We start from the raw sequence: 673 nt of genomic DNA, 5'->3' as shown, positions 1-673 counted from the left end.
TCTCTCTGTCTTTGAATAAGTTCGAATAAGGGCTTGTTTTCTTATGCGCCGATTTCTTTCACTCGCCTCATTTTCGGGTTCGCAGGCTGTTAACCGTCTCTCCCCACAACCTGTTTTTCAAGGGAGGCTTCGCCGCTGCGCGCCCTTGCAAAGCAGAACGATGTTGAGAGAGCGGACAGCCAAGCGGCTCCGAAAAGTGATACTCAAACAGAAAGGAAACTCTCATGGCGCAACAAAACTCAACCCCAACTCTCTCTAATTCAAATTCATCGACCAGCGTTTCGCCGCTGGGGCACGAAAGCTCACCAAAAAATGATATCTCTAGTCCTTTGGCAGTATTGAAGTTGCGCTATCAAGTCAAAAAGTGTCGTGATGAGGTGAAAAGTAAGTCTGATTTTGTCTCCAAAATCCAGCGTTTGAAAATGTTCAGTCGTCGTCAGTCGCCAGAGCAACTGGCTGATATCGCCGCGTTAAAAGACCAAGGGTTCGTTGACGCTATCAAGCAGCAGTTTCCGCAATTGGTGTCGCGTCGTTTTGCTTTCCATGAAATCCGTGACTTTTTCATCGAATTAAATGGCGCTGGCTTTGGTGAATGGTTTCTTCACGAGCGAGTGGATCACATCATTATGTACACCACTTACGGGTCTGTGTTTCCAGCGTTGCGCTTTGTGAC

The 673-nt window shown here is 47.4% G+C and carries 1 protein-coding gene; it reads left to right on the top strand.

The genetic code is table 11. From position 1 onward, the window contains the following. Positions 1-224: 224 nt before the first annotated feature. A partial coding sequence (locus QQ041_RS23700; RefSeq protein ID WP_285955186.1) for a hypothetical protein occupies positions 225-673 on the top strand: 449 nt, incomplete at its 3' end.

It is taken from the genome of Vibrio sp. TMPB1044, assembly GCF_030442075.1.
Taxonomy (GTDB): domain Bacteria; phylum Pseudomonadota; class Gammaproteobacteria; order Enterobacterales; family Vibrionaceae; genus Vibrio; species Vibrio satsumensis.
The sequence above is the reverse complement of the archived record's forward strand: the minus strand, read 5'-3'. Positions and strand labels throughout refer to the sequence as shown.